This is a genomic window from Hyphococcus sp., from assembly GCF_041986965.1.
Lineage (GTDB): Bacteria > Pseudomonadota > Alphaproteobacteria > Caulobacterales > Parvularculaceae > Hyphococcus.
The window spans coordinates 22,104-48,363 of sequence record NZ_JBHIXB010000001.1; the positions used below are offsets into that span (position 1 = coordinate 22,104).

The 26,260-nt window shown below is 58.5% G+C and carries 22 protein-coding genes and 1 tRNA gene; 5 read left to right on the forward strand and 18 right to left on the reverse strand.

The genetic code is table 11. The annotated features are described in order from the left end of the window. A complete protein-coding gene (locus tag ACFC5L_RS00110) occupies window positions 1–1,944 on the forward strand; it encodes a tetratricopeptide repeat protein (RefSeq protein ID WP_375202316.1) in 1,944 nt (647 codons plus the stop codon). Window positions 1,945–1,960: 16 nt separating this feature from the next. Here ACFC5L_RS00110 and ACFC5L_RS00115 read toward each other — a convergent pair whose 3' ends face one another. The 9 genes from ACFC5L_RS00115 to ACFC5L_RS00155 all read right to left on the reverse strand — a co-directional run bounded on the left by ACFC5L_RS00115 (window position 1,961) and on the right by ACFC5L_RS00155 (window position 13,592). Then, window positions 1,961–3,289, reverse strand: a complete 1,329-nt coding sequence (locus tag ACFC5L_RS00115; protein WP_375202315.1) for a DUF1302 family protein — start codon at window positions 3,287–3,289, stop codon at window positions 1,961–1,963. Window positions 3,290–3,291: 2 nt separating this feature from the next. Next, complete coding sequence (locus ACFC5L_RS00120) at window positions 3,292–6,456, reverse strand: outer membrane lipoprotein-sorting protein (protein ID WP_375202314.1); 3,165 nt, start codon at window positions 6,454–6,456, stop codon at window positions 3,292–3,294. A gap of 350 nt (window positions 6,457–6,806) precedes the next feature. Continuing rightward, window positions 6,807–7,430 carry a tyrosine-type recombinase/integrase gene (locus ACFC5L_RS00125; RefSeq protein ID WP_375202313.1) on the reverse strand — a complete coding sequence of 208 codons (624 nt, stop codon included), beginning with the start codon at window positions 7,428–7,430 and terminating at the stop codon, window positions 6,807–6,809. A 250-nt stretch (window positions 7,431–7,680) separates the two neighbouring features. Beyond that, window positions 7,681–8,355, reverse strand: coding sequence for a hypothetical protein (locus tag ACFC5L_RS00130; RefSeq protein WP_375202312.1), 675 nt, complete (start codon window positions 8,353–8,355; stop codon window positions 7,681–7,683). A gap of 66 nt (window positions 8,356–8,421) precedes the next feature. After that, window positions 8,422–9,921 (reverse strand): tetratricopeptide repeat protein, encoded by a 1,500-nt coding sequence (locus ACFC5L_RS00135; protein WP_375202311.1) that lies wholly within the window; start codon window positions 9,919–9,921, stop codon window positions 8,422–8,424. Between the two features lie 130 nt (window positions 9,922–10,051). Continuing rightward, window positions 10,052–11,071 carry a tetratricopeptide repeat protein gene (locus tag ACFC5L_RS00140; RefSeq protein ID WP_375202310.1) on the reverse strand — a complete coding sequence of 340 codons (1,020 nt, stop codon included), beginning with the start codon at window positions 11,069–11,071 and terminating at the stop codon, window positions 10,052–10,054. Window positions 11,072–11,097: 26 nt separating this feature from the next. Then, a complete protein-coding gene (locus tag ACFC5L_RS00145) occupies window positions 11,098–11,643 on the reverse strand; it encodes a hypothetical protein (RefSeq protein ID WP_375202309.1) in 546 nt (181 codons plus the stop codon). A 214-nt stretch (window positions 11,644–11,857) separates the two neighbouring features. Next, window positions 11,858–12,304, reverse strand: a complete 447-nt coding sequence (locus tag ACFC5L_RS00150; RefSeq protein WP_375202308.1) for a hypothetical protein — start codon at window positions 12,302–12,304, stop codon at window positions 11,858–11,860. Between the two features lie 103 nt (window positions 12,305–12,407). Then, window positions 12,408–13,592: a hypothetical protein gene (locus ACFC5L_RS00155; RefSeq protein ID WP_375202307.1), complete on the reverse strand. Its 1,185-nt coding sequence runs from the start codon at window positions 13,590–13,592 to the stop codon at window positions 12,408–12,410. Window positions 13,593–14,043: 451 nt separating this feature from the next. Between ACFC5L_RS00155 and ACFC5L_RS00160 the strand changes: the two genes are divergently transcribed. Then, window positions 14,044–15,987 carry a tetratricopeptide repeat protein gene (locus tag ACFC5L_RS00160; protein ID WP_375202306.1) on the forward strand — a complete coding sequence of 648 codons (1,944 nt, stop codon included), beginning with the start codon at window positions 14,044–14,046 and terminating at the stop codon, window positions 15,985–15,987. 220 nt (window positions 15,988–16,207) lie between these two features. On the opposite strand, the gene ACFC5L_RS00165 is transcribed toward ACFC5L_RS00160, so the two are convergent. Both ACFC5L_RS00165 and ACFC5L_RS00170 read right to left on the reverse strand, forming a co-directional pair. Next, window positions 16,208–16,441: a helix-turn-helix domain-containing protein gene (locus ACFC5L_RS00165; RefSeq protein WP_375202305.1), complete on the reverse strand. Its 234-nt coding sequence runs from the start codon at window positions 16,439–16,441 to the stop codon at window positions 16,208–16,210. Between the two features lie 647 nt (window positions 16,442–17,088). After that, window positions 17,089–17,178: transfer RNA gene (locus ACFC5L_RS00170), tRNA-Ser, on the reverse strand. A 176-nt stretch (window positions 17,179–17,354) separates the two neighbouring features. On the opposite strand from ACFC5L_RS00170, the gene ACFC5L_RS00175 reads away from it, so the two are divergent. Next, window positions 17,355–17,627, forward strand: coding sequence for a hypothetical protein (locus ACFC5L_RS00175; protein WP_375202304.1), 273 nt, complete (start codon window positions 17,355–17,357; stop codon window positions 17,625–17,627). Between the two features lie 51 nt (window positions 17,628–17,678). On the opposite strand, the gene ACFC5L_RS00180 is transcribed toward ACFC5L_RS00175, so the two are convergent. Then, entirely contained in the window at window positions 17,679–18,482 is an 804-nt protein-coding gene (locus ACFC5L_RS00180; RefSeq protein ID WP_375202303.1) for a TerC family protein, read from the reverse strand. A gap of 146 nt (window positions 18,483–18,628) precedes the next feature. Between ACFC5L_RS00180 and ACFC5L_RS00185 the strand changes: the two genes are divergently transcribed. Further along, window positions 18,629–19,474: an Lnb N-terminal periplasmic domain-containing protein gene (locus ACFC5L_RS00185; RefSeq protein WP_375202302.1), complete on the forward strand. Its 846-nt coding sequence runs from the start codon at window positions 18,629–18,631 to the stop codon at window positions 19,472–19,474. Window positions 19,475–19,789: 315 nt separating this feature from the next. Here ACFC5L_RS00185 and kdsB read toward each other — a convergent pair whose 3' ends face one another. The 3 genes from kdsB to galE are packed head-to-tail and all read right to left on the reverse strand — an operon-like array spanning window position 19,790 to window position 21,983. Further along, window positions 19,790–20,563 (reverse strand): 3-deoxy-manno-octulosonate cytidylyltransferase, encoded by a 774-nt coding sequence (gene kdsB / locus ACFC5L_RS00190; protein WP_375202301.1) that lies wholly within the window; start codon window positions 20,561–20,563, stop codon window positions 19,790–19,792. Continuing rightward, window positions 20,560–20,976, reverse strand: a complete 417-nt coding sequence (locus ACFC5L_RS00195) for a VanZ family protein (protein WP_375202300.1) — start codon at window positions 20,974–20,976, stop codon at window positions 20,560–20,562. The genes kdsB and ACFC5L_RS00195 overlap by 4 nt, the downstream gene beginning before the upstream one ends. Further along, window positions 20,973–21,983 carry a UDP-glucose 4-epimerase GalE gene (gene galE / locus ACFC5L_RS00200; protein WP_375202299.1) on the reverse strand — a complete coding sequence of 337 codons (1,011 nt, stop codon included), beginning with the start codon at window positions 21,981–21,983 and terminating at the stop codon, window positions 20,973–20,975. Before galE ends, ACFC5L_RS00195 begins: the two co-directional genes overlap by 4 nt. Before the next feature lie 194 nt (window positions 21,984–22,177). On the opposite strand from galE, the gene ACFC5L_RS00205 reads away from it, so the two are divergent. Next, window positions 22,178–22,930, forward strand: coding sequence for a metallophosphoesterase family protein (locus tag ACFC5L_RS00205; protein ID WP_375202298.1), 753 nt, complete (start codon window positions 22,178–22,180; stop codon window positions 22,928–22,930). Here ACFC5L_RS00205 and ACFC5L_RS00210 read toward each other — a convergent pair. From ACFC5L_RS00210 to argE, 3 genes are all read right to left on the reverse strand, one after another. Then, window positions 22,927–24,279 carry a class I SAM-dependent methyltransferase gene (locus tag ACFC5L_RS00210; protein ID WP_375202297.1) on the reverse strand — a complete coding sequence of 451 codons (1,353 nt, stop codon included), beginning with the start codon at window positions 24,277–24,279 and terminating at the stop codon, window positions 22,927–22,929. The genes ACFC5L_RS00205 and ACFC5L_RS00210 overlap by 4 nt on opposite strands. Before the next feature lie 139 nt (window positions 24,280–24,418). Further along, window positions 24,419–24,808, reverse strand: a complete 390-nt coding sequence (locus tag ACFC5L_RS00215; protein ID WP_375202296.1) for an MAPEG family protein — start codon at window positions 24,806–24,808, stop codon at window positions 24,419–24,421. A gap of 30 nt (window positions 24,809–24,838) precedes the next feature. Then, window positions 24,839–25,996, reverse strand: a complete 1,158-nt coding sequence (argE, locus tag ACFC5L_RS00220) for an acetylornithine deacetylase (RefSeq protein WP_375202295.1) — start codon at window positions 25,994–25,996, stop codon at window positions 24,839–24,841. Between the last annotated feature and the right edge of the window lie 264 nt (window positions 25,997–26,260).

A 26,260-nucleotide genomic window follows, 5' to 3' on the forward strand; every position in this document is an offset into this window, starting at 1 on the left:
ATGAGGTTAGACGACTTGGGGGGAGAACAGGTTCTTGCCAATGACGTCGTCATTGATTTCGGCAGGAACGTCCTGAGCGGCCCGCTTTGCGCGGAATATCGGATCGAGCCGCGCCCCATGCATGTGGTGCGATTGCTTCTCGCGCATGAAGGGCGCGCAATTTCACGTGCGGGTATTATCGACGCGATCTGGCCGGGCCGTCATGGCGCGGATCAGAGCCTGACAAACGCCATTTCGACCTTGCGCAAAGCGTTCGGCGCATGCTCGGCCGATCCGCCGCAGATAGAAACCGTTCCCAAAACCGGCTATGCGCTGCATGCGAAAATATCCAAAATCGCGGACGAGACAGTCCCGCAAATGGCGGAGCCGCCTCCGCCCGCAGGCTGGCGGCGCGGCAAAACCGTTTTCCTTGCGGCGGGGCTAACGGGCGCGTTCATCCTCGCCTTGGTCGCGGTCCTAGTATGGGGCGGCCTCGAGGAGCGCCCCGCGAACCTGGTTGAAAGCGAGAACACGCTCGCCGTCTTGCCCTTCTACGACGCTGCTTTTGAATCCGGCCGCTCTCCCTTTGGAGACAGCTTTGCGGAAGCAGTCCTCAATGAATTGGGGCAATCCGACGATCTGTTTGTGACAAGCCACGCGTCCTCGTCGCAGTTCCCCGCGCAGCTTGACGCCGACAGGCTTCAGAATGCGGCAAGGCGGCTGGGCGTGTCGCATATCCTTCTGGGCGCGCTGCAACGAAAAAAAGAAACCGTCCTGGCGACTGTCCGTCTGTATGACGCGCTTGAAAACGACACCGTCTGGACGCTCAGCTTCCAGGAGCCGTTTGAAGAACTCTATGCGCTGGAACGCCGCATCGCGGAAGAAACAGCGGCGCAGTTGCATGTCGCTTTGCCGCCCGCCGGCAAACGCCGGCGCCCGCCGCCGCCTTCGGTATTCGACGCCTATCTAGAAGCGCGCGCGCTGACCTCGACGCGCCGCGTTGACGATGTTCAGGCCGCGCGCAACTTGCTTGAATGGGCGACGCGCGCCGATCCTTTATTTGCCGACGGCTGGGCGCAATACGCCTACACGTTGCAGGTGCTGCAAACATTATCGAGCGTTGCGTCAGAGCGGGGCGGCGAAGCTGAACCCGGTATTCAGCAGGCCGCGAAGCAAGCGTTGAAACTTGAACCGGACAACATCCTGGCGCTGACGGCCAAGGCGATTTCCGCCATGGAAACTGGCAATTTTGAAGAGGCGGAGCGCAATTTCAGACAGATAATCGACATCAACCCCAATGCCGGAGAGGCGTTTAATTGGTATGGCGATTTGCTCGGCATGCTGGACCGCAGCGCCGGACAGATAGAAGCCGAAGAAAAGGCAGCGCGTTTAGACCCATTGCTCGTGTCAAACCATTATAACCTTGCGCTCGCTTATGCGCGCGTCGGCCAGGATCAACAGGCGATAGAGGCGATCGATAACGCCTTGGAGATCGACCCGACCCATCCGATCAGCCTTGAACTCAAACTCATGATTCTGCATGGAAGTGGAAAAGAACAGCCGCTAAAGGACTTCGACAGACACATAAGAGGGCTCGCGCTGTCCGAACGCGATCCTGTCGGCGTGAACAGAAAACAATATCTCGAAATTCTGGCGTCGACGTTCATCGCCGACCTTAAGGGCGAGACAAGCCCGTTTGCGCAACGCCTAATGGAGGGTTCCCTCGACGCAGCGCCGGCGCCGCTGACACCGATGCTGGCCGCCCTTATCCTCAGCAGGATCGGCGAGTACGACGCCGCCGCAAAATGGCTCGAAGCCGCGAATGAAGCGCCGTTCCTGCTCTATAATCCGTATTATTTTCCAACCGATGCAGATATTTTAAACGCGCATCCAGCCTATGGCGCCTTTTGGAACAAGCCGCCGCAAAGCCGGGTTTTGCATATTCGCAATCAACAAGCGCGTTGATAGACGGCGCCCGCGTTCAAAGGTTGCATTCGATCCGGAGATAAGCCCGGCTGACATTGCGGAATTCTCCAAAAACGCCTTGCCTGTTCCCGTAGAACCAGTCTCCGCCCACCATAAAACGCAGGCTGTCGCTTAATTCATAGCGGATTTTCGGCCGCAACAGGCCATCGCCGTCGTTCAGATTGGTCAGCCACTGAAAATCCACCGTGAGCCTGTCCTGCAGCGTCTCATGCCTTGCATAAAACGTTATGAAATTATCGTTCTTCGGGCGAAGCAGCGGCTTCGAGCCGACAAAAGCCCGGTCCTGAAAATATTGCAGGCTCAGCAAGGTGTTTTCTATGCCCCGCCAATCCGCGGCGACAACATAGGAAAATTTTCCCTCTTCGATTATTCGCTCTTCCGGCGGCCCCGCCGGGGCGGCGTTCCAGGCGACGCCGGACGCATAGGCCAGCTCCCCGCGAAAAACGATTCCGCCGACCGGTTTGGCGAATGACGCGCCATAGGTCGTCTGGCGGTCGTAAATGGGCGTCGCGGTCAAGCCGCCATTCGCCGGCTGCAAATGATAAACCGGACGATCATTGTAATGGCGCAAAGCATGAAGACCGATGTCCCACCCCCAGGCGAAAACGGAAATTTTGCCGCCGTAATCGGCATCCCCCGCCAGACGGTCCGGCCGCTGCGCAGGGTTAAGCGCAACGAGCGTTTCGTTCGGTCCTACAGGCGGCAAGTACCTCAGGGATGTAAAACCGAACGCGGCGTCTGGCGAGGGAATTTCATGATAGGTCCGGTCGGGAATCCAGAGCCCCTGAATATCGAAAGGGCCCAGTCTGCGCGCGACTTTCACGGACCAAAGCGGAATGCGGGACTGGTCAAAATCCTCAAGAATGAACGAGCGAAAACTTTGCGGATTGACAATGTCCAGCACTTTCAGCCCGTCGGCCTGTCCCCACACGATTTGCTGCTTTCCGAGTGTGAAGTCGGTGTCGAGGACATCCAGCGCAACATAGGCTTCGCGAAGTTCGACTTCCATCGAATCGCCGATGAGGAGTCGTTTGTTTATATCAGAGCGCATCTCCTGCGCCGGGCGGCCGGGCTCGAGCTTGTCGACAGGATCGATGCGAATCCGGGTCGACAGGAAGAAACGGACGGTCTCGGACGGGCGCCATTTCGCAACGCTTTTCCAGGTGAGTTCGCTTGTCTGCAGCGGCTCTTCATCGTCTTGCAGGGCGATGAACATATCCGCTTCGTTTTGAAGTTCGAAATCCTGTGCGCTAACCGGCATAGCTGCGGCGTGCGCCGCTAACGATGCAAATGCCGCCGCAACGGATTTTGAAATATCGCCCATGCCTACAGATTCCGCTTCATGGCGCGGACGGTCAGGTCGCCTTCGTCAATGGCTGCGTCATAAGTGATGTCGGAAAAGTCGAAGACTGTGCTGTGGCCGGTTTTGGCGTTTTCCGCGACGATCTTGAGCGGCGTCCAGTAACCGGAAATCCGCTCATATGAGACAATCGAGATCGTCTTCAGCGGATTGCCGGCGATATCCCAGTAATCGGCGCGCACCGGCATCCAGGATTCAGGATCGATCCACGCCTGGGCGCGCGAATAGCCGACCTCTTCGGCTATTTTCTCGCTTCGCGGAAACACCGAGACAATGATGACGTCCGCGCCCTCGAAACTGTCGCGTTTTAAGGGGACAAGCTCAAAATCGGCGGGGTCGAATTTGGTCGAGTCTTTCACATCCTCATAGGTAAAATCCGTGCCGAAAAAATAGTCTCCGCGGTCGCCGGGCGTAATTCGCCTCTCGCGCCGCAACGCCGGCAGGTAAATCCATTGATCGTCCGTTTCGCCGGCGTCCCGGTAGTCGAATGTCAGGAAGGCCGTTCCGTCGATGCTGTCCGGTTCGATGAAGCGGATCATCAGTTTGCGCACGGATGCGTCGTCCAGGCGGAGAATTCTGGCGGTTCGCCGGCGTTCGCGCCCCTTGCGCGAGACCATTGTCATCTCCAGGCGAACGGCGAAGGAAGAGCCGTCTTCTCTCGCCTGCATAAGATTCGAGACTTCTTCGCCGGACGGCAGCGCCTCAGCCCTGGCTTGCGGCGACAGGAACGTCAGGCCCGCGCCAATGCATAGCAATGCAATGAAGGCGGCGCTTTTATGCGCGCTCCGCGGCGCGCCGGATCTGTGAAAAATCGCCTTCGGTTTCACCCATTTGACCAGCGAGGGAATAAAGAAAAAAGAAAACAGGAAGCTTGCACCGAGCGCCACGGCGGTCAGAAAACCGAAGCGGTTAATCGTCGGCAATTCGCTTAACATCAAAAGCGAGAATCCAAGCCCGACGGCCGTGCAGTTCGTGAACAGGGCGCGCGCCGGACCGCCATAGACGGCTTTGGCGGCGCTGTCGAACCCTTCGCCGCGTTCGTCCATGTAAAACTGTATGCGCTCGATCATGTGAATTGAAAAATCGACGCCAAGACCGAGCGCGATGGCGGCGAACATATAAGTGGCCGGCTCCAGCCAGATGCCGGCATATCCCATGACGCCGTATATGGCGACGAGCGTCAAAACGACGGGAACAACCGTCAGAAGGCCCATTGAAACGGACCGGAACAGGAGCGTGCTGAGCGCTGTGATAAACAATAGCGACACGAATACCGACAGGAAATGATTGCGGCCGAGAGGCGCTATCCATTCATAAGCAAGAGCGACGCGACCGCTCATATTCGCCGTGAGCGTGCTGTCCTGAAAATTGGCGTCGATATAATTTTGCATGCCTGTGACAACAGGCGCGAATTCGGAAAACCGGTCTGTCGTAAGATAAAACCGCACCAGCGCCGTTTCGTAGTGAGGATCTATTTCTTCCGCAAAGTCTTGCGGATCGGCGCTTGCGGAGTAAAGAAGCATATATTGCGCGGCCTCTTCAAAGGTTTCCGGCAAGGTGAAATAGTCGTCGCTATCCGCGTTGACCGCACGGTTCATGAGTTTGAGATAGTCGGCGATCGACTGTGATTTCGATACGAAAGAAAGGCTTTCCCCAAATTCCTGAAGGCGCTCGATTTTGCGCAAGGCCTCGGGCTCGAGAATGCCTTCGGGCGCATCGGCTTCAATGACAACGTCCAGGAAATTCGATCCGGCGAAACGCGAATTGATCACGCCGTCAGCGATCCGGATCGGCTCGTCCGCTTTGAAATTCGTGATGAGCTTGCGGTCAATGGTCAATTCCCTGGCCTGCGAAGCGACCATGAGGGCGACAAGCCCCATAAAGGCGAGCGAGATCATATGCCTGTCGGTGAAAAAAGCGCCGATCTGCTGCAGCCATGATTGAGAGCCGGTCTGTTGCTCCCTCGGCTTGTAAGCCGCGCTGTCATGCGCCGGATAGATCAGCAGAAGGCATGGCAACAATGTCAGCGAGGCGATCAAGGCGGCGGCGAGACCGACAATCGCGAACAGGGCGAAGTAAATCATCGGCGGCATGGCGGCTGTAATCGCAACGCCGACAAACCCGGCGATCGTCGTCAATGTCGTCAAAACGATCGGACGCCAGATTTCCGCCATCGTTTCGACGATGGCTTCGCGCTTTTCCTGATGCAGTTGAAGACGCCGTTTTGCATAGTAATGATTCAGAATGTGAACGGCGTCGATAATCGACATGCCGATGAGAATGATCGGCAAGGCGCCCGTAATGGCGAAATAAGGAATGCCGAAGGCCGCCATCGACCCCAGGGAGCTGGAGACCGTGAAGACGATGATCGCCAGCGAGGCGAGAATGGCGAAGACATTGCGAAAAGCGATGGCGACGACAATGAGAATTGTCACAAAGGCCAGGGGCTGAAGCTTCCTTGCATCGGCGTCGATGTAACTGGCCAGATAGCCCTGCGCCGCCCCTTCGCCGGCGACATAGACCTCGCCGCCCGCCGGCGCGGAATCGGCGATGGACAGAATGCGCTCATAGACAGCCTCGGCGTCTTCGGCGCGCAGGACTTCCGCGATGATCATCGCGCCCCGCCCGTCCTTCGAGATCAATGTCCCATGATAGAGCGGAAGCCGCTCGATAGCGCGCGGCAGGGAGGACGCCGCCGCCCCAAACGACGCCGAGGGCGCCAGCAGCGGCTCAATGACCAGCTCATCATCCTTTCCGTATATGTTCTTTTCGGTCGCAACGGAGATCACCCGCTCAGGATCGACGCCGTCGGTCATCCGGATCTTGTCGGTCAGCCAGGAAACCAGCGCGAGGCTGTCGGGCGCGTAAACGCCGCCCGGCGCGTCATTGACGACGGCGACGACAATGGCGTCTTCAAGGCCGAAAACATCCTTGACCGTGTCCCGATAGATGCGCGCCGGATTGTCGGGAGAAAGGAAGGCGTCGATCGACGTATCCTTGACCAGATGCGTCAGCTGAAAGCCGAGGAGAATGGAGAGCCCTGCCGATGCAATCAGCACGGCCCGCCACCGCGCCAGTATGGCGCCGAAAACGGCGGACGCCCGTCTATGACCGTCGTGACGCATCAACATCTCCCCCTTGCGCGAAACAGGGAGAAGAATGGCCGCATCTTGAAGGCGGCGTCCTCACGACATGCTTAATATTTTTCTAACGAAAATATCAAGACATTGTTTTTGCTGTGCAATTGTCTAGCGCGACTACACTGATGCCCAAAAAATTTCACCAAAATCTTCTAGCGCGTCAAACAGGCTACTAGTTCATCGTAAACTCACTTGCTGAACGCCACCGACACTTCTGCAACAGGCGTATAGAGCGTTGGCCTACCCCCATCGGGACAGCCTCCCTAACGGCTGTCTGTTAGGATTCCTAATTGGTATTCGTTTGCCCAGCTTATTATATCTCCCTTTGCGCGTATCCGAGCTTAAAGCTCGATACTCTCGGCAAGCGCTAGCGCGTCTTCGACCTCCACACCGAGATACCTCACTGTGCTGTCAATCTTAGTGTGCCCCAATAGTAGTTGCACAGCTCTCAGGTTTCCGGTCTTACGGTAAATCAGTGTAGCTTTAGTCCGCCGCATAGAGTGCGTAGCGTAAGATGATCGGGGCAAAGCAATCGATCTAATCCATTGCTCGACCAATCGCGCATATTGCCTAGTCGTCAAATGCCTATTTCGATCTTTTCTGCTCGGAAATAGCCAATCGTGTGATTGTAATCCTTTGAACCTGCACCAATCTTCAATCGCGTTACGCGTGCACTTTGTGACTTCGAATTGAACTGGATTTCCTGTCTTGCTCTGGAGGATCTTCGCCCGCCTACGGATTTCGCCGCCTGTTCGCACATCTGAAACCCGAATTCGCAAAAGGTCGCATCCTCGCAACTTACTGTCGACTGCCAAGTTAAATAGCGCGAGGTCGCGCCTATTATTGGCAAGCTCAAGTCGGACTCGAATTGCCCACACCTCTGGCGGTTTGAGCGGCGCTTTCTGCCCAACAAGCTTTCCTCGGTTCCACGGAATCTTATCTGATTTTGCATGGGTACTTGACATAATTGGCTCCTATTTCCAGAGAGCCAAACCAATAGCAGATCAGATAACCACCAATTCCACATGATCCTCCAAGCGGACATTCAGCAGGAAAAAATGGCGGCCGTTCCAGGCCGCAAACCGGAATAAAGCGATACACATCAGGATTCGGCAGGCATGATATGAACGGACATTCGCGGCGCGGCGGCGCTCATCGGTGCGTTTCTGCTGAATTGGTCGGGCTCAAAAGGCCCACGCCCGCGTGCAACACATCCTATTGCCGCACAAGCGTTGCGAACGGCTCGAACTGAACATCGGGATACGCCAGTAAAAGCGCGTCACCTTCAAGGCTCGCCCAATAGGTCGCGCCCGCCGGATCATAGTCGACGAGAAACCATCGCCCGGCCCCGTCCGGATAGGCCGCATAGCGCATGATTTTCTCCTCGCCCGAAGCATAACGAATGCGCAATGACGGGATTTGCCCGCCTTCAAACGTCCAGACCTCATCATCACGCGTCCACGCGCCGGCAAGCTTTGGCGGCAATGAGTTTTCAACCGGCGCACCCTCGATTTTTACAGTCACCTCGGTTGTTTCGGTCTTGAAAAACACCAAACTCGCGCTTTGCCCGCGCCCGTCGCCCGAAGCGGCCAGAGAGAAGGTGAACGCGCCGGACGCTGTTTCCGGCACGTAAATCAATATGTCGCCGCCGACATCGCCGCTGCCGAATAAGTAAAGGCTCGAATCCAACAGCTCAGCGCCCTGCGGCAACGGACTGGGACTAATCAATGGCCTTGCCTCAATAGCGCCCAAAGCGCGTTTGGGCGCGCCTTTGACTGGCTGATTGAACGGCACGACGAGCGCCGCGCCGGGCCGGGCCGTGACTTCGTGCGACGTCCGATATTCCGGGCCGCCGCACCCTGCAATCAGCGCTATCCCAAGGGCGGACATAAAAGTCCGGGCTGCGGAAAAGCTAGAGAACGCTGTCATCATCGATTTCCCTTCTCATGCCGTGCGTTAGAAGCCGCAGGACGGCATGGCGACGCACCGCATCAGCGCGGCGCGCAGCGCTTCGTCATAGGCGTCGCCTTCGCCGTCATAAAGACCGCCGCGCTTTAGCCCGTCTATGATGGCGTTCGCTTTCCTTCGCGCCTGCTCGCTCCCCTCGTCCATTCGTGCGAAAAAAGCGTCGTAATCGGTCATGGCCTCAGCGCCGTTGCGGCGCATGTGATGAAGTATCGCGCGCGACAGGCGCGCGTCGAGCCTGCGGGCCGCGGACGCCGCGGACAAATCGATGATGCGCGTATAATCCGCAATGGCGCCGTCATAGTCCTGAAGATAGGCCGAAGCCTGGCCGCGCAACTCATAGGCATAGGCGCGCTGCGCCGCGTCGGGCAGGCCGAGCGCCAGCGCGCGGTCGAGATCGGCCTTTGTGGACGTATAGTCCTGACGGTCCAGATAGAGCCTGCCCCGCGCAGCGTAGAGGACGCCGTTCTCTATCTTTGCAATGGCGGCGCTAAAGTCGTCCAGCGCGCCGTCCGCATTTTTCGTCGCATACCGCGCAAGCGCGCGCTGATAGAGCAAATCCGCCATCGCATTATCGTCCGGCGCTGTTTCGAGCGCACGCGTAAAATCGGCGGCCGCATCCTCCGGCTTGCCGAGCGCCGCATAGGCAAGACCACGCTGAAAGTACCCGTTCCATTTCGGATTGATGTCGATCGATTTCGTGAGATCGGCAAGCGCACCGGACGGATCGTTCAGCTGCAGGCGCGCCATGCCCCGCATCAAATGGGCGTTTTGGCGAAACGTCGCTTTCTGACCGGCGAAAAGCGGGTCGGCGATAAGCCTGTCGAGGTCAACCTTCGCATTTTTGAAGTCGCCGTCCCGAAAATTTCCTTCGGCTTGTTTCGCAACGGTGTTGAATTCGTCGCGCGCAAGCTGATCCCGGAATTCATCGCGCCCGGCATTATTCAGGGACGCGACAATTGCGTCATTATGGTCCTGGATGAGGCTGACAAACTCCGCCCGCGCTTTTTTTATTCTTTCATCGCCGGGACTATATGAGAGCGCCTTGTCGTATTCAGCCAGCACTGCGTCATGGTCGGTCGTCGTCGGCTCGGCGATGCGTTGCACATTGTATGAAAGCGTGTAATCAAATTTTCGGTTCGCTGGCGCCAACTCAGGGCCATAACATATTCCCGATTGCATAATCCGTTCGTCCTGGTAGCTGAAATTCTCCTTATCGAAATTGCACGGATCAGTTTTGCCGGTTGTTCTGAAAGCGTAGTAAGAGTGGCCAAGATTTTCCGCGATGTAAAAATGCGCGATGGCGAGACGTTCGAGATCGCTTTCCCTGCGAAGAACTTTTTCACACGCCTCGATCTTCTTTTCCCAGGAATCATTTTTGACGTCTCGCCCGTCACTGCATATCTCCCAGGCGGACACGGCAAATGCCGGCGGCGACGCTGCCGCAATGCCGACGGCAGTTAAAAGGGCGAAGACAAGTTTGCCGCCCAATCCCCAATTCCGATGGCCGGTCGCGCCGGCTTGGCATGCGCTCGCGGCCGGGCCGTTTTGTGCGTCGGCCATTATCGGCGCGACGAGAAGAGATAGAAAAGGCACAACGAACTCTCCCTTTGCAGCGCCATCAATCATGACGAAATATCGAGGCGCCGATGCGGGCCAGCGCGTCTTGTGCTTTCTCGTCTCCGTTCTCGGCAGCTTTGCGGTACAAGCGGATCGCTTCGTCGAGATTGCGTTCGACGCCGCGCCCTTCCTCGTACATCAGACCAAGCGAAAACTGCGCGGACCCATGGTTCTGTTCGGCCGCCCGGCGAAACCATTGCACGGCCTCGACATCGCTTTGCCCGACGCCATCGCCGTTTTTGTACATCAAGCCGAGATTCTTTTGGGCGGAGGCGTGGCCCTGCTCCGCCGCCAATCGAAATAATCGCGCAGCCTCCCCGCTGTTCTGCGAGACTGCACGCCCGGCGAGGTGCATCACGCCAAGACTGTATTGCGCTGACGAATGACCCTGTTCCGCTGCCTGACGATACCAGCGAGCGGCCTCAACACCGTTCTGCTCAACGCCGCGGCCGTTCTCATACGCCCAGCCGAGATTATATTGCGCGGCCGCGTTTCCTTTTTCCGCCGCTTGCCGCCACAGGCGCGCTGCCTGTGCGTCGTCGCCCCTTTTATGCGCGTCATAGCCCTGCGCGGCGAGCGTTTCCGGCGGGGTTTCAGGCGGCGTCTTACCGAGGCGGATCAGCGCCTCACGCGCCTTGCCGGCGCCGGCGCCGCCCTGTTTGACGGCTTCTTTGTACCAGTAGACCGCACGCCGGCGGCTCTTTTGCAGATCGACGCTCTGGCCGCGCCAGGCGCCGGTGTCCACATCTTTGATCAAGGCCGTTCCGCCGGTCTCGTATTTTTCGCCGAGGCTGTACTTGTCATAGGAAGACCCGTTCCTGGCCTGTCGTTCGGCCCGCTCTTTACCGTAGGCGTACGTCTCCCTTTCCGCCTGATACGCGGCGCAGCCCGAGGAGTCGATCTGCTCATAATACTGAATATTGCCTATGCGGTATGACGGTACAGACATGCAATCAACGCCGGCGCAGCCGGAGAGCGCCGCGGCGCAAGTTGCGATGGTGATAATCGGTAAGCGTTCCATTGATCTATCTCCCCTTGCCGCGCCCTTCACCGCCGATGATCGAAGGCGGCGAACTCCGCGATAGCGGAAAAATCGAGGCTTTCGATCATGGCGTCGAGGTCGTCGCCGCAATCGAGATAGGCGCATTCCAGTGAGACCGCGCCGGCCGACCCGATCTTGAACGCGCGGCCGGCTTCGCCGTCGGCTTCGGCCGAAACGCCAGGATGACCTTCATGCGATATCGGCGATACGCCCGCGGCGAGTAGTTCTTCTCCCAAGGCGACGAGTTCTTCTGGCCCGTCGCCTTCGGCGCTCGCGACAGCGTCGACAGCGTCGACCATCGCGGCCGTTTCTATATCTTCCGTGTCGATTGTAATAGCGATCGCCCTGTCTCCGGAACGGTATGCTTGCGTCACTCTTAACCGGACACTGACGCCGACGGCCGCAGTTTCGGCCAGAGGGGCAAGCGCAAAGGATTCAAACCCGCTTGTGATCGTGTCGCGTTCTTCGACGACGGCGCCTTCGGCTTTCCACCCCTCAAGCGGCGCGGGGAACAGCGCGGCGATATCGTCTTGCGTCCATCCGCTTTTCATCCCGTTCGCCGCGGCGGATACCGCCAAAGCTGCGCCTGCCGTCAGGAAAATGGTCAATACGCCAATGCGTCGTGATCTGCTCCCTGTTCGTTTCCAGGCCGCTCTATTCATTTCGATTTCCTCTGTATGGCGAAACGCGCCATATTCTCATTTCTGATATTCACGGGCGCGTCGCGCCGGTCCCCGGCCGTTAAAAAACTTCTTCGCTTCTTTGTTATTGTTCATATCCGCCAGGTTGATCGGGCATGTTTGCGGGCAGGCCGCGAGCGGCCTCGCACAGTGCGTTCGCTCTTTCGACCATTTGCCGGCCGATCGTTGGGTCTCCGGCTTTCATCAAAGCATTGGCGCAACTCCCTTTGATGAAAGCGGAGCGGGGGCGAGGGAGAGAATCGGGAAAAAGATCAACGCTGTAGAATCCGTCGCACGCCCTCTTCAGCCTATCCAGGTCCGGCGCATAGCGGGTTGCATCGCCCGCCCGGATCACCTCGTCGAGCGTCGCCGCCGCAGCCTCGACATCGTCAAATCTGTAGGAGCACGTCCTCGCATTAGCATTACGGTTGTTCTCAAGCTCGCGGAACGCATCTTGAACGGGGTCATCGTATAAAGGATCGCTAGCGCATGCTGCGACCGCGATGAGGGATACAAGCAAGGTGTTTTTCATATGTCGTTCTCCTCGCGGCCGATCGGCCGTTCCCCTCGAACAACTAGCCCGCATCCAAGGGCCCGTTTTCCTGCGCAGACGCCCCATCGTGCAGCGGCCCTTTCTATTGTCGCCAACGCCTGCGCCGGAAGTTTGCAAGACCTGCAAGCCCGACGCCGAACAGAGCAAACGCAGGCGGCAACGGCACAATTTCGGCCTCGCCGATTTTGCCAATGAACAGCTGCCGGCCCGAAATATAAGCGACGAGATCGCCGAACACGTCCGCCACGCCGCCGCCTTCCGGCCCGTCGGTGAGCTGCAAAAGCGCGCCGTCGGCGATCCGAAGCAGGAAAGCCTGTGAAATCCCGGCGCCATCGAGCGCATTGAAGGTCAAGAACTCGCCGGTGAGGGCGAGCGAGGAAAGCCCTTCAAGATCGAGATCAAAAGTCTCGGTCGTGTCGGCCAGAATATCGGCGAGAACGATATCGCCCAAACCGGTCGCCCTATCAACCAGGCCGAAAGCAATGAGATCGCCCCAGGTCGCGGGCTCGATCTCATCGAAACCGTCATCCAGACCGTCCGGCGTGACGAAGAAGGACGAACCGCCGATTTCCTGCGCGCGGGTTTCCGCATCGAATCCGAATTCGGAAAGTTGCTCGGTCCAGACGATGAACCGGCTGTCAATCTCGGCATCGTCCGTCGCCGGAACCGGCCCGCGCACGGTGGTCGGCGGCGTTCCCGTTCCGATGCTGGCGACATTGAGGGCGAGTGTCACATCCCCCTCGTTCCAGACGACCCAGTCGTCGGCGATGCGCACATCGCTGACGTCGCCGGCAGCCGCTTCGCGTAAGAGAACGTGCTCACCGGTGCGAAGGTTGCGCAACCAGACCTCGTCGGCGTCGCCGCCGGGCTCTGCGGGCGGAATGGCGCTGTTGGCGGCGTAGACGATGAAATCGCCGGAGGCGTCCGGCGAACCGGCGTCGGCATTCGCCAGGTTGGTTACGAATAGGTTGCCCTCAGGGAGAAGACTGCCGTCCTGGTCTTCCGAAAACCGCCCCATCGCAATTGCGCTTCGTTCGTCCGTCAAAAGCTCGATAGGCGCTCCTCCGAGCGGCCCCTGATCCAGCGCAAATGTAACGTCGGACATGACCTCGAAGACGACATAATCGCCGCCGCCATCCCTGCCCAATCGAACAGTCGCGATATCGGCGCCGGCAGCTTCAACATCGGCGCCGGCTATGTGCGCCTCGAATTCGAAGAACGACCCGTCAAAAACCGGCGTGGCTTCAAGTAAAATCGGTCCGGCCATAGCCGGCGCCGAAACCGCAAACGGCAATGATGACAAAGCCGCCGCCGCGAGAACTCGATTTCCACGCAACATAATGACCTCGCTCCCTTCCTGGCCTCCGCAGGACCCGCAGGCGGCCCGCTTCCTGCGCAGCGCGCCGAGTGAAGCGCGAGATCGCCTGCCCCCGGCGCGCCCGCCAGGGCCGTCGACCGCCGCCATTCATGTTCGGAGCTTATGGAGACAAGTGTGTAATGTATTGAAAGAAAACATAATTTAGGCGGAAGAAAGCTTAAGAAAAGCTGAAGGCGGATTCCAGCAATCACGCTGGCATGCGTTGATTTATTTCTTCACTGGCGCATAAATATCATTTGCAGGGCTGACGGGCCGGCGTCGCCGGCAAGACGCTTTCGGCTGGCGGTTTCGCATTCGTCACGGGCGCGACCGGACCGGCCGGTTCGAGACGGGTGAAGCCATGTCAAACGTCCGCATATGGGAACCGGAGCTGGGTCAGCCCTTCGTGCTTGCCGGCCGAAGGGTCGATCCCGCCGCGCAAATCATCGTTTCGGCGAATTCCACCGTCGAGGTAGAGCCGCGAGTCATGGCCGTACTGATCGCGCTTGCACAGCGGCAGGGCGGGACAGTTCGCCGCCAGGAACTGATCGATAGAGTATGGAACGGCGCGCCCGGCGCGGATCAATCCCTCAATAACGCCATATCGCTCCTGCGGCGCGCGCTGGAGGACACGAACGCGGATCGCCGGCTGATTCAGACGATCCCGAAACAGGGATACCGGCTCTGCGCGCCGGTTGAGCCAGAGGCTGACGCCGCCGCTCCGCCGCCAGCCGCCGAGCGCAACATCAAGCCGGCGCAATCTCTGAAGGTCCGCGCTCACGCAGGTCGCTGGCGCGGCGCGGTTCTGGCCTCAATCCTGGCCGTGCTTGTTACGGCGGCCGGCGCGATCGCTTTCTTTCAGCGCCAGCCGACCAACGAGACGGCGAATGCGGATAACTCCGCAGAGCTGGACCCGAACACCATCGCCGTCCTGCCATTCGTCAATATGAGCGCCGAGCCGGACAACGTCTATTTTTCGGACGGGCTGGCCGAGGAAATTCTGCATGCGCTTTCGCAAATCGATACGCTGAGCGTGGCGTCGCGCACGGATTCTTTTCAGTACCGCGACAGCAAGGCTTCGGTAACGGAAATCGCCCAGCGCCTGCGCGTTGCGAATATACTTGAAGGCAGCGTCCGCCGCGAAGGCGACAGGTTGCGCGTTACCGCCCAGCTTATTTCCGCTTCGAGCGGCGCGCATTTATGGTCGTCGACTTATGACCGGGACGCCGAGGACATATTGGCGATTCAACAGGACATTGCTGTCAATATCGCCGGCGCTCTTGTCGAGAAGATCAGTGAAACGGAGCGCAACCTTCTGACTACACTGCCGACGGAAAATTTCGAGGCCTATGAGCAATATCTCATAGGCAAACATGAACTGCGTAAATGGACGCCTGAAGGAAACAGGCGTTCCATAGACTTTTTTCAACAAGCGGTCGCGCTTGATCCAGAATTCGCCGAAGCCCGGCTTGCTATGGGCAGGGCGTATTATTTCGCCGGCACGCATTATGGCTGGATGACGCCTGCGGAGGCTATTCCGAAAGTGAAGGCATCGCTGGTTTACGGCGTGTCGGCAACCAACCCTGTGACTCGCGCCTCGGCATTGTCGGTTTATGGCGACGTTCTGGCCTGGAACGACAGGGACTGGCCCGGCGCACTCGCAGCCTATGAACGCGCTTTTGAGCTCTCTGGAACGCCGCCGCTCGGTTATGCATTAACCAACTCTATTGTGGGCAATCACGACGTCGCGATCCGAATTTTGAAAAAATTACTGGAAGACGGCGCTGGCGATATTGGAATCAATGGCGATATTGGAATTCGGAACAATCTCGCCTGGGCGTATTTCAATGCGCGGCGCTATGACGACGCCATGCGGGAGGCCAGCGATGTACTGTCGGAAGACCCCGCCTTCGCCGACGGATACAGAGTGCTCGGGCGCGCCCAGCTTATGCTGGGGAAAGCCGATGAGGCAATCGAATCCTTTTCAAACGCGGCGCGCCTGACGGGCGGTGCGGCCATTGCTAAATCCGATCTCGCCGTCGCGCTTGCCCGCGCCGGCCGAAAGGAGGAAGCGCGAGCCATCTTGGAAGACCTCCTTAACCGCGGTGACTATGTGCCAGCGCCGTTGATCGCTCAGATTCACGCCAATCTCGGCGAACATGACGAAGCGTTTATATGGCTGGAAAAAGGCGTCGGAGACAGATCGAGAGGCGTAATCTTTCTCAAGATCAATCCTTTTTACGATCCGATCCGCGACGATGCGCGGTTTTCCGGGCTGCTGTTGCAACTTAATTTGAACAGCTAAAAATGTATCGGAAAGGGAATGTCCGTCCGAGGTCATGCAACAGAGCATGCTCGGACCATAGTGGAGCAGGGTATTGCAAGTGCGGTAATGAGTTTCACGCCCAGTCGCAAACGCCGCGCTATAGTAATGTCCGCTTTTGCGCGCTGAGTAGACATCCCAACCAACCGGCGCAAAGACAGCTTCCGGATGGATGCAGACATGTATCGCTAGTTTCAGAAGCTTACTTGAACAGAGAGTTGATAAGCTGCGGGGGGCTCACGCCAATAGCCTCACAGAGCTCCCAAAACTCGATTACATCTAACCGGCGCTCGCCTCCTTCAACCTTGGCGACGTAAGATTGCGGCTTGCCAAGCTGGTCGGCGATTTCTTGCTGCGTGAGCACAGCCTCATTGCGCGCCTCTACAAGCAGATCGCAAAGTTTCTGATGGCGTTTTGTATAAATTGATTTGGCCATGTTGCGCGCATTGGCGGGGTTCCAGTGGCGCAAGGGCTAATTCCATAATAGAATTATCCCATATTCGGATATTTTTCACGCTTCCATGGTTGCATGAGGCGTACTCCGGCTCATGCCGTTACCAAACCACAAGGAGTACGTCGCCATGGCTACTTACAAGCTCACCTCCAGGAAAACCGGCAAATCCCGGTCCGGCCTGACGCTCGGCGAGGCGCTTACCTTAACGAAATTGAATAAAGCAGCTTTTTCGAGGCGCTTGAGAATGGGCATTCTAAGCTTATCATCACCGCCGAGGTAGCTGAGGCCAGTGTAGGGAAAGTTCAGCCTCAAAAGGCGTCGGCCAACGACGCCAGACCTTTTTTGAAAAAGAAGCGCTACACCATACCGGGAGTTATCCTCCTGATCTTCGGCGTCCTCCCTTTAGGAGTTGAGGTCATCAAATACGCCGTGACTCCGTCGGATTAGAGCGCCGCCAGCAGCGCAGCAAAGCGCCAAAAGCGTGAGGCTCGCACCGCCGCAGAGTGTTGGGGGGAAGGCGAAGCGCTGGTTAAAATCATGGCGGAAGAGGAAATGAAAAGGCGTTTGAAATCTCCCGCCTCAGCGAAGTTCCCCTGGTTTGATTATGCGATCTCAGCGATCGGAATTAGTGGCGGACAGAGAGGGATTCGAACCCTCGAGACGGTTACCCGCCTACACGCGTTCCAGGCGTGCGCCTTCAACCACTCGGCCACCTGTCCGTTTAAGAGCGCCGGACTATAGTCAAGCTGTCCCGGCGCGCAAGGCTTTGACCCCCGCAATTTTGCTGGCTTTCCGGATGCCGCCCCGGACAGTGATGAGGGGTTTGCAGCCCGGGGCCCGCCGGGCTATTCTGGCTCCAGTTAAGGTTGCGTTAACCATTTGAGGGGGCCATCCAATGGCGGCGTTTCGTATTCTTGCGTGGGTTCTGGTCGCGATCGCGATCGCATTGCTGGGGGCCGACGGCGTATCCTCGCTGGAAACCGGCGAGCCGGTGATGCGGTCCACTGAATTCGTTCTGGGGCTGATCGGCATAGACGGGGCGGCGATCGCGAAGAATTCCCCCGGCGGGATTTCCCAGGCCATCAGCACCATCATGGGGCTGCCGCTTTGGGGCGTCATCGGCATTGTCGGCGTCGTCATGACCCTGATCTTCCGCCCGATCGATTAAAGCCCGGCGCCTTTCAGCGCCCAGCCCTTTCAGCGCCAGGCCGTTTCCATATCAGGACGTTTGCGGCGCTTCTGCGCGTTCTTCCGCGCGGAGCTTTTCAAGTTTGTTGCGATAACGCGTCTGCACCGTCGAGACGATCACCATCACGAAGATAACGAAATAGAAGCTCGCCTTGGACATGGCGACGACTTCAAAGCCGAAGAGATGCATATGGGCGAGATGCCCGCCTTCGGTGATCAGCAGCACTCCCACGATAAACAGAATGAAAAGGCCGATCACCTCAAACATCCGGTTCTGTTTGAGAAAGGCTGATACGCGGTCAGCGAGCACGATCATCATCACGCCGCTGATGATGATCGCCGTGGCGATGACCCAGACCACATGGGTGAGCGCAATTGCTGAGAGCAGCGAGTCGAAAGAGAAAATCAGGTTCATAAAGACGATCGTGGCGATCGCAACCGGTACGGATTTCGTATGCCCGTTTCCAAGATTTTCGACATGATCGACCGCCAGGAGATGCATGATCTCCTTGGTCGCCGTCCACATGATAAAGCCGCCGCCGAGAATTGAGACAAGGGAATGAAAGGTGAAGGACGCCTCGAATACGCCGTCGAGATGAGCGCCGAAAAGCGGCTGGGTCAGGGAATTGATCAGCCCGAGCACAATCACCATAAGCACAAGGCGCAGCGCGATAGCGAGACCGATGCCCCACAACCGCACAATTTTCTGGCGTTGCTCCACGACCCGGCTCGATTCAATCGAGATATAAAGAAGATTGTCAAACCCCAGCACCGCCTGCAGCATAATCAGCATCAACAGGGTGAAAAGATTTTCCAGCGATAACAGCGATTCCATTCCGCGCCTCCGCTTGCGTGAACTTTCCGGTTACTGGGCCATGTTTCGCCGGTCCGGATCAAGCATTAGCCTCGCGCCCCGGTAAATAAGACCGCTGGTCTCGCCCCCCGAAAAACGGCATCATCACAAGCTGAAGGAGCCAAGCGATGACAAAAATCGCGATCGCCCTCGCCGTTGCGCTGGCGCTGGGCTTTATCTTGTCGGTTGTCCTGAAAACCCCGCGGCATGATCGCGACTGGGTGGTCGGGTTATCGCGCATGCCTGTCTTTGAGCCCATGGCGGATGGCCACTGGCGGCTTCAGAATTTGCGCGCTTTCGAGTTTTCCCAGCACCATGCCGCCAAGGACTGGCGCGACACCAAACTCAATCCGGCCGATCTCGAAGAGATATGGTTCTTTGTTGAGCCGTTTCCTGCGTTCAAAGGCGCCGCCCATACATTTATCAGCTTTGTTTTCGGCGGCGACACCGATCAAACGATCGCCATTTCCGTCGAAGCCAGAAAAGAGCGGGGCGAGGTCTATTCCGGCTTCAACGGCCTCTTCAACAAATTCGAGCTGATTTATTTGTGGTCGACGGAAAAAGACGTCTTAACGCGCATCGCCGTGGGCCTCGGACACGACCTCTACGCCTATAAGCTTGATGTCACGACGGAACAGGGGCGCGAAATCCTGATGCATTTCATTGAGCGCACCAATGAGCTGGAAGACCATCCGCGCTTTTACAACACCTTCACATCGAACTGCACCAACGAACTCGTCAAGTCGATAAACGGCGCCTTTCCCGGCGCCCTGCCCTGGCACTATTCCCATGTGCTCACGGGATATTCAGCGCGGCGACTGCACCATCTCGGCTTCCTCGAACACAAGGCGGCGCCTTTCGAAAGTCTCCGCTCACATGCGCTGGCGTCCGAGCCCATTCGCGCCGCCGCAGAGGAAAGCAATGCAGATTTTCCAGACGGATGGCGAAAATTGAAGGCGTCGGAAAAGGATTAACGGCGCCTTTGGCGACAAAGCGAAGGCTGGGCGCGATAAAACGCATTGCCGTTTCGTCATTTCGATGAACCGGTTTTTTGGAGCGCCGAACTGTGCTGCGCACTACTTCCAACGCAAAACACGCACGCCTATCTCCCCGTCATAACAAGAAACGAGGAGAGACCCATGACCCGCGTACTGACCTTACTGACGATCTATTCCGTTCTGGCTGCTGCGGCCTATCCGGCGCTTTACGCTTATGCGTCCCTCGCGTAATCGCCGCCAACCACAGTAGCTAACCGAAGGCGCCGCCGACGACACCCACTCCCCCACCTGTCAGGCGGCGCCTTTACTTACTCTCGCAACAAAAGCTTCGTAGTCCTCCGGCGTGTCGATGCCCGGAGAGGCCCGAGGAATAAGACCGACGGCGATCTTTTCGCCGCGCTCGAGAATACGCAACTGCTCAAGCCTTTCACCCTTTTCAAGAGCGCCGGCAGGCGCGGCGGCGAACGCCATCAAACTCGCCTTTGAAAACGCATAAACGCCAATATGGAGATAATATCTCTCCGGGCGTGTAATCCGGCCATCTGCGTCGCGCGGCCAGACCGCCTGATGACGTGTGAAGAACCGCGCCCAGCGCGCATTTTCGTCAAGGGCGGCGCCCAGAAGCGCTTTCACCGCTGAGGGATCTTCGGGCGATCCCGGCCCGGCTGTCGCATCCGATGGAAAGGGACAGGCGAGCGTTGACGCAAACGCGCCGCTGGTCGCCTGCAAGTTGATCAACTCGTCAATGTGGTGCGGTTCAATTTCGGGTTCGTCGCCCTGAATGTTGACGATGATGTCTGCGTCGATCGTTTCCGCCGCCTCGGCGATGCGCGCGCTGCCGGTCTCATGGGCGTCGCTGGTCATGACCGCCTTGCCGCCGAACCCTGTAACGGCGTCGAAAATGCGCGCGTCATCGGTGGCGACAATGACGCACGCGGCTTCTCTCACCTTCAGGGCATTTTCATAAACATGCTGGATCAGCGGCTTTCCCGTCTCCGCCAGCAGGGGTTTGCCCGGCAGCCGCGTCGAGGCATAGCGGGCGGGGATGACAATTGCGGCTTTCATGTCTTGCGCACCCGCCGCGCCAAATTGGCGAGGATGACGGCCCCGGTCGCGCCGGAGAGGGCGCCGAGCCCGTTGGCGACCGCATCGGCAAGCTCCGGCGACCGCACACCGCCGAGACCTTGCAGCCATTCAAGCAGCACCCCATAGGCGGCAAGCGCCAGGGCCGATCCCCGGCGCTTTGAAAAGACGGTCAGATGGGCCCACACCGCCGCGGCCCCGAGCGCGGCGTAAGCGAGAAAATGCGCGACCTTGTCAGCGAGCGCCGGATTGCCGAACAGCGTCGTCGAGATCCATCGCGTGAAAGCAAAACCGGCTTTCGTATCTTCAGGATTGGGCGTCAGCGTCAGATAGGTGACAAGCGAGAACAACAACGCAAAGAGGATGCGCGGCCATAAATAGGAAATGCGCTTCATACCTTGTTCTTGACCCGGGGCGGCGCATCCTGCTGAGCGAGATGACGCTCCCAGTCAATCGCGGTTTCAACAATGAAGTCGATATCATCGTAACGCGGGCGCCAGTCTAGCGCAGTGCGGATCGCGGCGTTGTCGGCGATAAGCTGCGCCGGATCACCCGCCCGGCGCGGCGCGACGTCATAAGGCATGTCGGTTCCGGTGACGCGCCGGAACGCCTCGACAACTTCATAGACGGAGTTTCCGCGGCCATAGCCGCAATTGAGCGTGATGGCCCCGCCCTGCCCGCGCACCCGGGCGAGCGCCGCCATATGCGCCTGCGCCAGATCGCTGACATGCACATAGTCGCGAATGGCGCTGCCGTCAGGCGTCGGGTAATCGCCGCCATAAATCTGAAGCTTTTCTTTTCGAACCCCGACGGCGATCTGCGCCGCGGCCTTGATCAGATGGGTCGGTTTGCCGATTTCCCCGGCGCGGCCTTGCGGATCGGCGCCCGCCACATTGAAATAGCGCAGCGTGACAAAAGAAATTCCATGAGCCGCCGCGGCGTCTTCAAGGATGCGTTCGCTCATGGCCATCGAGGCGCCATATGGCGTGATCGAGCGGATGGGTGCGTCTTCGGAAATGGGCGTTCGTTCCGGCGTTCCGTAAACGGACGCTGTCGAAGAGAAAATGAACCGTTTGACGCCCGCGGTCACGCAAGCGTTAAGAAGGCGAAGTGTGTTCGCCGTGTTGTTCGTATAATAGTCGAGCGGATGGCGGATCGATTCCGGCACCAGGATCGACCCGGCGAAATGGATCACTTCGCGGACATCGTGCTCGTCGAATATCCGCGCCAGCGTCGCCTCATCGCCCACATCAGCTTCCACGAACGCCGCGCTTTCCGGCGCCAGCCAGCGGGCGCCGGTGGAAAGATTGTCAAGCGCAACCGCGGGCTCTCCGGCGTCTTCCAACGCCAAAAGCATATGCGCGCCAATATAGCCCGCCCCACCTGTCACGAGAACGCTCATTGTCTGCCGCTCAGCTTCCGCCTCAACTGTCTTGTGTGGCCTTTTCTCGCCCAATCCGCTCGCCCGCCCCCTTCATATTTAGGGGCGCGCGCTCCTCCATTAGGGATTGAGCACGATTCTTTATCAGATTTTTTATAGCCTTTTCGTATTTCGGAGTGTACCGGCTAGCGTGGAAATCCCTGATAATGGCGCGCATGATCGACCGACTGTTGAGGAAATCCGGCTCAAACTGGCCGAAAAACGCAGCCGTGCCCGACGGCAAGCGGATTTACGCCATTGGCGACATTCATGGCCGCGCCGACATGCTGGACGAGCTTCTCTACGATATCGAGAAGGACGCCGGCTCTCTTGAGGCGGCGCAGCTCATTTTTCTAGGCGATTACGTGGACCGGGGCGACGACAGCCGCGGCGTCATCGAGCGGCTGATCAAGATCTCGGCGGACTTCGATGATGCGGTCTTCCTCAAGGGCAATCATGAAGAACTGATGCTCGATTTTCTTGAGGAGCCGGAAGATCTCAGCCACTGGCTCGACTGGGGCGGCGAGGAAACGCTTGAGAGTTATGGCATCAACACAGTGGGACAGCCAAAGCCCGCCCTGGCCGAACAATGGTTTGCGCTCGCGCCAAAGACCCATCTCGACTTTTTGAAGTCGCTTGAACTTCACCATATCGCAGGCGACTTTCTATTCGTTCATGCAGGACTGCGCCCCGGGGCGCCGCTCGAAGAACAGACCGATGCGGATATGTTGTGGATCAGAAAACGCTTTCACAACGCATCGCCCGAAGAACGTCCTGACTATGTGGTCGTTCATGGGCATACGCCCACCAACAAACCGGTGGACGCCGGCTGGCGCATCGGCGTCGACACCGGCGCCGTTTATGGAGGGCTTCTCACCGCCGTTGTGCTCGAAGGGACGACGCGGCGATTTCTCAGTATTGCGGACTAACCGTTCGCCGTTTTTGCGTCGGGATTGTCGGCGATAAGGCGCGGGCCGCCTGCCGCCGCAAGGATCGCCCGCAAGGTGTGCGCGCCGGCCGGGCCGTCGCCATTATTGATCGCCTTGCCGTATTCGCTGGCGAAATTGAGCGACGTGACTATGTGAGGGCTCGGCGTCACGAAAATGATCTGGGCGCCAAGCATCACCGCCTCACGCCAGCGTTCGAGAATTTCACGCTTGTAGCGGGCCGATGCGATCAGGAAGTCCGGCTCAACTGAGCGGCATTCGGATTCGGAGATAATGCGCGGGCCTTTTTCGCCGAGGCGTTCTTTTTCCCGCGCGGCGCCTGTATCCACCGCCGCCGTAATCGCTTTCGCCGCAGGACCGGCCCAGCGCAGGAGCGCTTCGGTTTGCGCATCAGCGCCAAGGATGTGGGCGCATTCGCCCCGTCCCGCGATATCTTCGAGAATGGCGACAAAGTCGTGGCGCACTTCGGCGGCCCGCTGTTCAAAGGACTGATAAGGCTGCAGGGCGCGCATGGCGAGGGCGTTTTCCTCATCCCAAAGCCGCGCCAGACGCTCATACCAGGGATCGAAGTCATATTCTTCGAACTCTGCGTGGGTGATGAACAGACGGATCGAGCCGCCTTCCTTCGCCGTCAGCGCGCCTTTGAAGACTTTCAGCCCGGCCTCGCGCAGGAGCCATTCAATCACCGAGAGAGAATAAACGGCCGAAACGCCGGCCTGCAGCGTTTCAACGCAAGTGCGCGTCAAGACAATCGGCGCATAAAGCGTTTCGAGCGCGAAAACGCCGTCCGCCGCCAGAAGGTCTTTCACACGCTTCAGGAATTCGCGCGGTTCGGCGATATGTTCGATGACGGAAACCGCAGTGATGATGTCGAACTTTTTATCGCCAAAAGCCGAGTCGAGGTCTCTTGAGGGAAAAGCCGACTTCCCGGTCCAGGCCCAGTCGCCGACCTCGTCCACATGCTCGGAAGGATCGACGCCGAAGCGGTCCACCCAGCGCGGGTAAAAGGAAAGAAGAGTGCCGTCATTGCAACCGATATCAAGCGCGGCGCAGTCACGGCCGGAAATCATCTCAAGAGCTTCCGTCGCGACCGCACGCAAATGATCGCGTGTCGACGCGTGATGAGCCGACGGCGTGTAGGTGAAGTCGTCTTCTACATTCGCCGATTGCAACAAACCGCAAGCGCGGGCGTCACGGGAGGGATCGCAGAGAACATAATCGGCGGACGCAGCCGCTTTGCGGCCAAGCCCCTTGCGTGAGCCTAATGGCATGGAAAAAGCTGGCGTCAGCGCCTTCGATCCGCATGCGCGGCAATGCGTCAGTTGTTTCACGGAGTCGGCGCCTTTCGAAAAACAGAGACCTTGTTTTCCGAAAAGCTCGCAGGACAGCGCTAATAAAATGTAAAAGTAGCAAAAAAGTCTTTGTAAAGCGGGGGGTTAGACACCCCCCGGTTACACTGCTTAACAAAGTCTAAACGAACGCTTTCCAGATCAGCCACAGCCCCGTCACCAGGAGCGTCAGCATGGTGAGAACGGTGCCGACTGCGCGTCCCGCCGGCCACACGCCCATGCCAAGCCCCAGAAGATGAGAGACGCGCGCAAAGAAGAAGAGCCCGCCGAGGATATGGATCGCAAGGACAGGCGTATTCAGGAGCGCCAAGAGGACAAGCCCGCCAATCGCCGCCGGAGCGTATTCAATATAGTTCCCTTGCGTGCGGATCGCTTTGGTCATGGCGTCATTGCCGCCATCGCCGAGATTGATCTTGTGCTTCATGCGGACGGAGCCCACCCGCGCGCTCAAGACAATCAGCAACAGGGCGTTGAGGCCAACCCACAGGGCGGCGGCTTCCAATGATGTCATCTCGCGGTTTCCTCCGTGGGTTTTTGTGCGTTACGCGCTTAGACGTTCGATCAGGCGGCGAATGAACACTGTCCCTTCTTCCACCTGTTCGAGAGTGATAAATTCGTCGGGCTGATGCGCCTGATCGATGGACCCCGGCCCGCAGATCACGACGGAAAAGCCGGCTTCCTGAAACTGGCCCGCTTCCGCGCCATAGGGAACGACATCCGTTGAGTTCAGGCCGGTGATCGCCTTGGCGAGATCGGCGGCGGGATTGTCCGCATGGGGCGCCAGCGACGGCGCATTCGTCATCTGTTCGATCTCAATCCGGCAGCCCGGCGCCTTGGCGCGCATTTCCGCCTCAACCCCGCGCGCATAATCAGTGAATTCGGCGATAATATCCTCGCGGCTGTCGCCGGGAACGACGCGCAGATCCCATTGGAACGCCGCCTCGCCCGCCATGATGTTCAGCTGCGTGCCGCCATGCATGACGTTCACAGTCATGGTCGAATAAGGCGGAACAAACGGCGATGACGGGTCCGCCGCAGCCGCACGGCGCTCGCGCATCTCGGAAATCTTGGTGACGAGTTTCGCCGCCGCCTCCACCGCGGAAACGCCCCGGTCCGTCTGGCTGGAGTGCGTGGTGTAGCCGGTCACCCGCACCGCGAAGGAGGCCATACCCTTATGGCCGTCAATCACCTTCATATTTGTCGGCTCCCCGACAATCACGGCCGAAGGCTTCGGCAGGCGCTCGGCGATCTCGGCGATCATGCGCGGCGCGCCCAGAAGGCCAATCTCCTCGTCATAGGAGAGCGCGAAAATAATCGGACGTTTGAGGCCAGCGGACAGCATTTCCGGCACCAGCGAGAGACCGATCGCAGAAAAGCTCTTCATGTCGGCGACGCCCCGGCCGTAAAGCCGGCCGTCCTTTTGCGCCACCGTGAAAGGATCGGTGGCCCAATCCTGCCCCTCGACCGGGACCACATCCGTATGGCCGGAGAGAACGACCCCGCCTTCGACGCTGGGCCCGACAAGCGCATAAAGGTTGGCCTTGCCTCCCTCATCGTCATAGACGCGGAAAGCCTCAACGCCGTGGCCGTGAAGATAGGCCTCAACGTCTTCGATAAGGGCGAGATTGGACTTGTGCGATGTGGTGTCGAAAGCGACGAGCCGTTCGATCCATTCAAGCTGGGGGGTGATGTCGTTCATGCGCGCAAGTTGCGCGAAGACCGCCCCAAATGGCAAGCGCTATCAGCCCCGGGGCGCCACTTTCTGACTGTTTTTGAAAGGAAAATCAGGCTTTTCGCCTTGCCTGAGAAAGGCTTGCCGTGGATGCCCCGGCATGAAAGCCGGGGCATCAACAGAAGTTGAAGACGCTCAGAGCCTTATCCCAGAAAGCAGCATCCCTGTTCGGTGGAACAAGATCAGACGTTCATTTCCAAACCCCGATACGGCGCCGGCTCTTATTCTCAA